The following is a 6,039-nucleotide window of genomic DNA, read 5'->3' on the forward strand; positions in this document are numbered from 1 at the left end:
CTGCGGGTAGTTGCGACCCAGCGCCGCCGTCACGCGCGCACGTGCTGAATCTGCGCTATACGGCTTACCCGCATCCGTCAACAGGCGAGTCACGCGCTGCAACGTGCTCTCCGCCCGGTTAGGGTCCGTGGCCGCAAGAACAATGGCGGCGGTGGCCAGCACATACGCTTGATTGTAAACGCCGGGTACTCGAGACGCCAGCCGCAGTCCAGCGCTGGGCTCGGCTCTAGCGATGTCTGCCGCAATAAGTGCCATTGTGTGTCCGCGATCATACCCTTCGGCTGCGGGAGTGTTCTCCGCCAGGTCAAACGCCTCTGAAAGCAGTTGAACGCCGCGCTCCGGCTGGAGTTTAACGGCGACCCCGCCCAGCGTCCGGAATGCATCGAGGCGTCCTTCGCCCCTAACGATGCGCCCCTCCGTGCTTCGTTCAGGCGATACGGGACCCAGAACGGGGATTCGCCGAGCGCGGCGGACCGCTTCATCAATCAGCCCCAGCGCGCCCTTTCGGTCAAATCGAGCCATCCTGCGCGCGGGGAAGCTCATCATAACGGCAGGCAAGGCCTCCTCACGCCGCGCAGCAGCTACTGATCGCTCTATCGCGGTGCGCGCGCCAGCGACCCAGATCCCTTTGGCGGCCCCTTCCCCGTGTTTGCACCCCGCAACTGCCAGGACCGCCAATCCTGCCAGACAGAACACGTGTTGCCATGCGCGCGACGGTGTCTTGTGAGCCACGGCGAAACCCCTCACTTCGCACCGCAGCCGGGGCCCGTGCCGCCCCCGTCAGCCAGGCACTTGTTGATCGCGTCCGTCCATGCCTGCCAGCAGTCATAGTGAATCCAGGGCGACGTAGAGTTCGTCGGATCGGATGGCAGGCTCTTCTGCTGCATGCACAGACCCACAGTCATGATTTGGTCCCCCCCTTTGATAAGAAATGGCACGATGGCTTTTTGGCCCTCGCTGAACGCTTCCGCACCCCGACTATGGTACACCGGGCTCGATTGAATGACCGGCGAGCCTGCCGGCTCCGCAGGTTGGGCCTGCTCGTATGTCCCACGCCACTTTATGCAGTGCTGACGTTTGTCATCGAGGCACTGAGTATACTTGTTCCTCGTCTTTTTCGCGCAACATCCTCGACAAGTGCCGTCATCCGGGAACCCGCCTTTCGGCTTCTGGAAGGGATACCCGCCAGGATCCCAACCCGGCCCCTTGTATCCTGGCCTTGGATAGGGATGCCTGGGGTCGAATGGTTTCCAGCCCGACATCGGGCCCGCTGGTGGTTTGCTGCGAGAGTGCAGCGCGGCCAACGCCCATTCCGGTACTTCGTATGGCGCTGGATCCCTGCCAGCGAGTTGGTAAAAGAGCCAGTCCCAAAAGCCACGCCTCTCTTCTCCCCTCTTCCTCCCTTTCTCATATGCGGTAGGATCAATCCAGTTGACCGGGTCGTCGTCACAATAGTTGTACGGATGTTCGTCGGGCCAACGCAGCGAAGCGCGGGACAGGAATCTGTGGCCGTCCTGACTCGTAACGCGCGCGCGAACCCAGTGGTCGCCAGGGTCGCTCTCGCGGTAGTAGCCGAGTTCTCCTGCCCAGGTGAACCGGTTCGCAGACGACCCCGACACGATCGTTTGCTGCCCGAAGGCGCGATAGAGATACTCTATCAGCGTGGCCTCGTCGGCATCGGTCAGCTTGTTGGTGCTCCCCAGGGCATCGAAGTGATGGAAGCTCGTCCCCCCGCTTCGACGCTGCGAGACCAGGCTCCCGTAGACCTCCGGCGCCAGGGTATACTGTGCGACGGTGGAACCTCCGCTGTCGGTCTCCGCGAGGATGTTCTCGGCATCCCAAATGATGTTGCGCAACCCATCGCTGTCTTCAATGCTGCGCCGCTTGCCGTCGCCGTCCAGGGTCACGGTGTTCACGACCGCGCTCGGCAACTCCACCTTTGTCAGGTGGTTCTCGATGTCCCACGTGTAGGTGACGCGGTCACCGTTGGGACGAATCTCGCCGGCGGTGTTGCCGTTGGCGTCATACGTGAAAGTGGCGACGCCGGTGTCGTCCTCGGAGGTGGTGAGCTCGTTGGCGGCGTCGTACACATACGTCGTGGTCGCGCCGGAGGCGACCTGGGTCAGCCGGTTGCCGACGCCGTCGTAAGTGAATGTCGTGTCATAGGCGTTGGCGCCTGATCGTTGTTCCCGCGTCAACTGGTAGGTGGGATCGTAGGACCAGGTAACGATGTCCCCGTTCCCTTCTCCTACGCCGGTTCTGTTGCCGAGCGCATCGTACGTATAGCTGAAGATGGAGATGACGGAGCGGTCGGACTTCAGATTGCGCAGGGCGGTCAGGCGACCGCCGGCGTTATAATCATGCTCAGCGACGCTCAGGTTCCCATGGGTCATGGTGGTCACCCGCCCCAGGGCGTCATAGAGCCAGGTCGTGCGTTCGGCGAACGGATTCACCAGCCATGATAGCGCATTCCGGCTGTCATAGCAATAGGCCACAAGCCCGCCGTCCGGGCCGGCGAGGGCCTCAGTCCAGGGCTTTTCTCGCGTCCCACCCGTGTCCCAAAGCTACGTGACAACCGCACGCGCTCCCGCTCCCGCTGGGCCAGGGCCTGGGCATCCCAGCGCTGCGGCCACAGCGGCTGCCCGGTCACTTCATCCTTGGCCGGCTTCCACCATACCTTCCACTCGGGGTTGGCGCGCAGCTGCATGGTGAGGTCGTCCTGATGCCAGACGGTCGCGATGTAGACCGCGCGCCCCTGCGGCCCCAGCAGGTTGAGCCACGCCTCGAAGAACGACTGCGCTACCTGCTTGCGCATGGCGGGAGCACCGACCGCGTTGCGGAAATCAACGACATCATCGAAGATGATGAGATCTGCCCGGCCTCCCACCCCGGCGGACATGATCCCGTGCCCGGCCACCGACGGGTCCTTTTCCCGGCTCTTGCGGGCCACCATCAACCTCGTGGTCTGGGCGCCGGGCTTGGGCCATAATCCCTGGGAGGCCGGCCTCAGGTTGGGGAAGACCTCCCCCACCCTGGGGTTGGCGGCGATGTGGCGGGCGATGGAGCCCACGATGTCCGCTGCCAGGTTGTCGCTGGCGGTCACGATCTTCACGCGCAGGTTCGGATTGCGCCCCAGCTCCCAGATCACCCGCGCCACCGCCATTTGACTGGTTTTCGCCGACTCCCTGGGCGCGCCGATGAGCAGCCGCGCCGGGCCTTGCAGCGGCAGCATCTCCTGCCACTCGCGGTGGAATGGCTGCTGCGCCCAGGGCCGGCCATCCGCGCCGGTCATGGCGTGCTCGCAGAAATCGTTGACATCGCGGCGCGCCACTTCGCGCAGGATCCGGCTGACGGTGAGCCGCTACGCCCTTTTCGCTAGATCAATCGTCGTCATCGGTCTCCCCCACATCCTCCCCGGCGCGCTCCCGCGACAGCGCCAGCAGCTCTCGCAGTTGTTCAGTGCTCATGCGCTTGAGTTGCTGCTCGGTCGCGTCCTCCACCGTCGCAGCCGAGGGTGCTTCGGTGATGCGATCCTCCAGCTCCACCCCCCACTTATAGATGGCCACCGCATCCCGGGGGCGCACGCTGTCATCCAGCCGCACTTCGCCGGTTTCGGAATCCCGGTGGATCAACCCGCTCAAGCGCGCCATTGCCAGCCGCTGCAGCTGGTCGGCGTCTCGCGCCTGGCGCCGCAGCGCCTCCTCTCGCTGTTGCCGCAGCGCCTCCTCGGCCTGGCGTGCTTGGCTCACATCCCAGGCCCACACCCGGTCGCGCCAGTCGTAGCGCGCTGCCCAGCGGCGCACGAGGGAGATGCTCTTTTCCAGGGCATGGGCTGCGCCAACGAAGGTTCGCGACGCTCCGAGGTCCCGATACACCACGAAGGCCTGGTGGGACACCGTCGATTCCCCCTTCTGCCGGTCCCAGGGCTTGCTGTCGGGACGAGTGCTTGCATCACTGCTCATTTGCTGATTTCCTTCCTGCCGCTATCGACCGCAGGCGGCGCGTTCGAGGGATTATGGCCTCGCGCTCATGGTTTCCGCTGCGGCCCCGATGGCGACCCTCAAAAGAGAAGGGGCCCTCACTGGAGGGCCCCTCTCGGATTCTTCCCCTATATATATCAGGGCAGCAAGCGGCCGGAATCGGCAATGTTTGCCGCAGGTTTTTCTCTCGACCCTGGGCTACTCAGTCAACCCCAGGCGCCGCGCGCAGAAGTCAACCAGGTTCTTCCTGCGCTGCCGCAGGGTGCGCTCTGGCGTCCCGAGCTGCGGGGCCAGATCAGGAATCGATCTTCCTTCTTTCAGCCCCTCCACGATCTGTTGGTCAAGCTCCGGCCGCTTACTCTGCCCCAGGTACTCCGCGACCGCAGCTGCCAAAGCCAGACGGTCAATGGCGGCGCTCTTCTCACTCGTCTCATCCATGATAAGCGCCATTTCGGCCTCCGCCGCGCCCACTTCGCGCTTCCGCCGCCCGCGCTGACGCACGAGGCCGCGGATGACGTTTTGCTTGATGGCCGCTGCGAGGTACTGGTCCGACATCCACCCTTTGAGCTTCTCAGCGAACTGCTGGGGCATCAGTTCTCCCAGGTGCCGCTCGATGTACGGCAGCACCGTCTCGCACAGGGTGAGGAATACCTCCGGCGGCAGGTCATCCAGGTCTTGAGCAGGCACGGCTCGCTTGGTCCATCTCACCAGCTGTGGTCGGTCGATGCTGAGGACCGCGGTCGCGAGATCGAACCGGCGGCAAACAACCGCCACCCAGTCCAGCGGCGGACGGTAGCCCAGCGCCGGTTCCTCAGGCGGCGTGATGAGGACCCCCATTACCATGAACCGCAGCTCGTCCTCGGGGCTCAGGGGGCGGACGTTGGCATCGCGCAGTCGGGCTATCTGGCGCTGGTAGGGCCGGCAGTACTCCGCGGCGACTTGAGGCACCTGTTCCACAATAGAGCGCACGCTATCGCCAAGCGCACGCATCCGCTCCAGCGCCTGCTCGAATGGCTGCATCATCTCGCGCAGGGCCCGGTTCCAGCGTTCGATGGTGGAGCGGATCTGCGCGTCCACCTGAATTAGCCAGAACGCAGGCTGCAGCCAAGGCTCAAGTAGGGAGCGGATTCCCCGCCCCCACTCCTCAGCGCCCTTCCGCCATCTATCCACGATCGGGGCCACCGTCTCGCCAAATCGCTGCGCAGCAGGCTCTATGCGTGCGCGCTCGGCCGGGTCAGCGCACCGCCGGATGAATTCACGCAGGGGCAAGTGGCGCAAGTCATCGGGGAGGTCGCGGACGGACTGCGGGAACGCCTCAATCACGGACCGCAGGTCCCGCTCGAAGCTATCGTTCACAATTGTCTCCGTGCACCCGAGCCGTACTCGCGGACAGCATTTACCACTATTATGGCGACGGCTACGCTACTTACCGAGGCGTGACCGAAAGAAGTGAGGGCGACTGTTCTGGACGGAATTGCGTCACTGTCCATTCAGCGCAGGAGGTCGAGAAACGCCTCGGGGGTTGTGCCTGCCTGCCGAATCAGGGAACGCAGCGTCCCGCGCTTGACCGGGTCATGGTTCGGCACGGAGAGTGTCTGGCGGCGGGTAGCGCTGTACAGAATCAAGTGGCTGCCGGTCTGGCGCTCGAATCCAAAGCCGATTCTCGCGAATGCCCGCACCACCTCTCGCGCCGGCAGCGCCGGCAGCCGGCTCATCAGCCCGCTACCTCGACCGTCGCCAAAATGGCGTCGGCGGGCGGAGGCAGAGGTTGGCCTTTGTCGCGCAGCACGGCCAGGCAGCCGGCGATGGCGTCCCGGATGTTAGCCATCGCCTCCTCAACCGTCTCCCCCTCGCTGACGCAACCCGGTATGGCGGGACACTCGACTACAAACCCGCCATCTTCAATGTCCGGCTTCACCACGACTGGATACTGCATGGCGTCTGTCTCCCTCTAGCCCTCGATGTCGTCGCGCTGCGGCCTGCGCACCACCCCCGGCGCGCCACGGGTAGCGGCGCCGCCTACCGCCCACGCCCCCGTACCCGATACCCAACACCGTCG

General features: G+C 64.6%; 7 protein-coding genes. All 7 read right to left on the reverse strand.

Features of this window, described 5'->3' with window-relative positions:
- Positions 1-546: hypothetical protein (locus VM221_11845; GenBank protein HUT75510.1), on the reverse strand; the 546-nt coding region annotated here is incomplete at its 3' end.
- Between the two features lie 197 nt (positions 547-743).
- Complete coding sequence (locus VM221_11850; GenBank protein ID HUT75511.1) at positions 744-2,495, reverse strand: hypothetical protein; 1,752 nt, start codon at positions 2,493-2,495, stop codon at positions 744-746.
- Positions 2,450-3,331, reverse strand: coding sequence for a hypothetical protein (locus VM221_11855; GenBank protein HUT75512.1), 882 nt, complete (start codon positions 3,329-3,331; stop codon positions 2,450-2,452). The genes VM221_11850 and VM221_11855 overlap by 46 nt, the downstream gene beginning before the upstream one ends.
- Before the next feature lie 49 nt (positions 3,332-3,380).
- Positions 3,381-3,962 carry a hypothetical protein gene (locus VM221_11860; protein ID HUT75513.1) on the reverse strand — a complete coding sequence of 194 codons (582 nt, stop codon included), beginning with the start codon at positions 3,960-3,962 and terminating at the stop codon, positions 3,381-3,383.
- A gap of 216 nt (positions 3,963-4,178) precedes the next feature.
- Entirely contained in the window at positions 4,179-5,336 is a 1,158-nt protein-coding gene (locus VM221_11865) for a hypothetical protein (GenBank protein HUT75514.1), read from the reverse strand.
- Positions 5,337-5,470: 134 nt separating this feature from the next.
- Positions 5,471-5,695 (reverse strand): type II toxin-antitoxin system HicA family toxin, encoded by a 225-nt coding sequence (locus tag VM221_11870; protein ID HUT75515.1) that lies wholly within the window; start codon positions 5,693-5,695, stop codon positions 5,471-5,473.
- A complete protein-coding gene (locus VM221_11875; protein HUT75516.1) occupies positions 5,695-5,916 on the reverse strand; it encodes a type II toxin-antitoxin system HicB family antitoxin in 222 nt (73 codons plus the stop codon). Before VM221_11875 ends, VM221_11870 begins: the two co-directional genes overlap by 1 nt.
- Positions 5,917-6,039 lie beyond the last annotated feature (123 nt).

This window comes from Armatimonadota bacterium, assembly GCA_035527535.1.
GTDB lineage: Bacteria > Armatimonadota > Hebobacteria.

Coding starts and splice junctions, on each gene's coding strand:
- VM221_11860 (HUT75513.1), bottom strand. CDS start 3,962: ATGAGCAGTGATGCAAGCACTCGTCCCGACAGCAAGCCCTGGGACCGG.
- VM221_11875 (HUT75516.1), bottom strand. CDS start 5,916: ATGCAGTATCCAGTCGTGGTGAAGCCGGACATTGAAGATGGCGGGTTT.
- VM221_11870 (HUT75515.1), bottom strand. CDS start 5,695: ATGAGCCGGCTGCCGGCGCTGCCGGCGCGAGAGGTGGTGCGGGCATTC.